The sequence below is a fragment of the Actinomadura sp. NPDC048032 genome (assembly GCF_040653175.1).
In the GTDB taxonomy this organism is placed as follows: domain Bacteria; phylum Actinomycetota; class Actinomycetes; order Streptosporangiales; family Streptosporangiaceae; genus Spirillospora; species Spirillospora verrucosospora.
Window position 1 is genome coordinate 1 of record NZ_JBEZJP010000653.1, and the last position, 2930, is coordinate 2930.

Sequence of the window (2930 nt, forward strand, 5' to 3'; positions counted from 1 at the left end):
CCGATGACCGTGCAGTCGCGGGTGAGGCCCGCGTACTTGCGCAGCGGCGGAGGAATGGTGACGCGGCCCTGCTGGACGGGCTGCGCTCGGCGGGCGCGGTCATCTGCGCGGCGGGCGGCGGCCTCGCGCCCGCCGACCGCAAGCTCTACGCGCTGCGGGACGTGACCGGCACGGTGGAGTCGATCCCGCTGATCGCCTCCTCGATCATGTCGAAGAAGATCGCCGAGGGCACGGGCGCGCTGGTGCTGGACGTCAAGGTCGGCTCGGGCGCGTTCATGAAGACGGCGGACCGGGCCCGCGAGCTGGCCGAGACGATGGTCGCGATCGGCGCCGACCACGGGCTGCGCACGGTCGCGCTGCTGACCGCGATGGACCGTCCGCTCGGCAACGCGGTCGGCAACGCCGTCGAGGTGGCCGAGTCGGTGGAGGTGCTCGCCGGGGGAGGCCCGTCCGACGTGGTCGAGCTGACTCTGACGCTGGCGCGGGAGATGCTCGCCGCCGCCGGGATCTCCGGGAGGGATCCGGCGGACGCGCTGAAGGACGGCTCCGCCATGGACGCCTGGCGCCGCATGATCAGCGCGCAGGGCGGCGATCCGGACGCGCCGCTGCCGGCCGCCCGCGAGACCCATGTGGTCACCGCCCCGTCCTCGGGCGTGCTGACCAGGCTGGACGCCTATGGGGTGGGCGTCGCGGCGTGGCGTCTGGGCGCCGGCCGGGCCCGCAAGGAGGACCCGGTGTCGTTCGGCGCGGGCGTGATCTGCCATGCCAAGCCGGGCGACACGGTCGAGGCGGGCCGGCCGCTGCTGACGCTGCACGCCGACGACGAGGCCAGGTTCGGTCGCGCGCTGGAGGCCCTGGACGGCGCCTTCGACATCGAGGCAGGCGGCACCGTGCCCGCGCTCCCCCTGGTCATCAACCGGATCGCGTGAACCGGCCGGTTTGTTAAGAATCACCGTTGACGGGCGTTGTGTCCGCTCTGGAAGCTGATCAGGTTTCTCTCAGCAGCCAAGGAGCGGACGTTGCGACTCTCACTCCTCCCCGCCGCGGCGCTCGCGGGCGCGGTCGGCCTCGCGGCCGGCACCGTGCCCGCGTACGCCGACGCGGGACGTCCTCACATCGTGGTGAAGGACGGCAAGACGCAGCCCACGTTCTCGTTCAAGGACGCCATCCGCGAGAAGGTGTTCGTCGAGACGACCGTGGACAGCGACCGGGACGGCGAACGCGACCGCGTCTCCGTCTACATCACCCGCCCGAAGGAGACCGGCGGCGGCCTCAAGGTCGCCTCGATCCTTGAGGGCAGCCCCTATTACGCGGGCCTCCAGGACCCGCCGTACCACCCGGCCGACGTCACCGACCACCCGCGCCTCGCGCCGTGGACGCCGCCGCCCGGTCCGCCCGGACCGACGAGCTACTCGCGCGTCTACTACGACAACTACTTCGTCTCCCGCGGCTACGCCGTCCTCGCGGCCGACACCCTCGGCACGGGCGACTCCGACGGCTGCCCGACCGCCGTCGGGCCGAACGAGGCGCAGGGCATGAAGTCGGTCATCGAGTGGCTCACCGGCAAGGCCACCGCGTACGACGCCCAGGGCAACAAGATCCGCGCGGGATGGTCGACCGGGAACGTCGCCATGGCCGGCAAGTCCTACGACGGCACGCTGCCCCTGGCGGCCGCCGCGACCCGGGTGTCCGGCCTCAAGACGGTCGTGTCCATCTCCGGCGTGTCGAACTGGTACGACGAGTACCGCGCCAACGGCGGCGTCGTCGCACCGGACGGCTGGGAGGGCGAGGACCTCGACCTGCACGCCAAGGCCGTGCTGACCCGGCGCGACCCCAAGGTCTGCGCGCCCGTCATGCACGACCTCGAGAAGAAGATGGACCGGGTCACCGGCGACTACAACCGGACCTGGGACGAGCGGAACTTCGCCAAGTCCGCGCCCCGCTTCAAGGCCAGCGTGTTCATGACCAGCGGCCTCGCCGACTGGAACGTCAAGCCGATCCAGATGTCCCTGCTGTGGGACGGCCTGAAGAAGGCGGGCGTCGACCGCAAGCTGTGGATCCACCAGGCCGCGCACGACGAGCCCCTGGACGTCCGCCAGAGCGTGTGGCTCGAATCCCTGAACCTGTGGTTCGCGCATGAGCTCTACAACGTCCGCAACGACATCATGCGCCAGCCCAAGGTCGACCTGGAGCGCACCCCCGGCCAGTGGGAGACGCACAAGGACTGGCCGGAGGCCTCGGCCCGCCCCGTGCCGCTCGGCCTGTCGGCCAAGGGCCTCGGCGAGCGCGGCGCCGGCACCCAGCAGCTGGTGGACGACCCGTCCCGCAAGGCCGAGGAGCTGGCCGCGAACCCGGACGCGGCGGACCCGAACCGCCTGGTGTACCTCACGCCGAAGCTGACCAAGGCCATGCGGCTCAGCGGCACGGCGCGGATCAAGCTGCGCGCCTCTGTCGACGGCCGCTCGCCGTACCTGTCGGCCCTCCTGGTCGACTACGGCTCCGACGAGCGCGTCTCCGGCTTCGTCCCGACGTCCGACCGGTGGTGCTACGGCGACTCGATTCCCGGCGACGAGGGCTGCCGGACCGTCCGGAAGTACACCACCGCCGTCAGCCCGTTCAAGATCGTGACGCGCGGCTGGACGGACGTGCGCAACCGCGAGTCGATCTGGCGCAGCAGCCCGGTGACGCCCGGCAAGGACTACACGTTCAGCTGGCCCATGCAGCCGTACGACTACGTCTTCAAGCCCGGCCACCGGATCGGCCTCATGGTGCTGGCCACCGACCACGCCTACACCCTCCGCTACCCGGCGGGCACGAAGGTCAAGGTCGACCTGCATGGCAGCACCCTGACCCTGCCCCTCACCAGCGGCTGACCCGGCACGCCCCGAGGTAGGGGCGGCCGTTGAAGAGCTGCGCCCGGAACGCCGAAT

General features: G+C 71.5%; 2 protein-coding genes. Both read left to right on the forward strand.

Features of this window, described 5'->3' with window-relative positions; translation table 11 throughout:
* Positions 1-929: thymidine phosphorylase (locus AB0C69_RS40610; protein WP_360361861.1), on the forward strand; the 929-nt coding region annotated here is incomplete at its 5' end.
* Between the two features lie 90 nt (positions 930-1019).
* A complete protein-coding gene (locus AB0C69_RS40615; protein WP_360361864.1) occupies positions 1020-2873 on the forward strand; it encodes a Xaa-Pro dipeptidyl-peptidase in 1854 nt (617 codons plus the stop codon).
* Positions 2874-2930 lie beyond the last annotated feature (57 nt).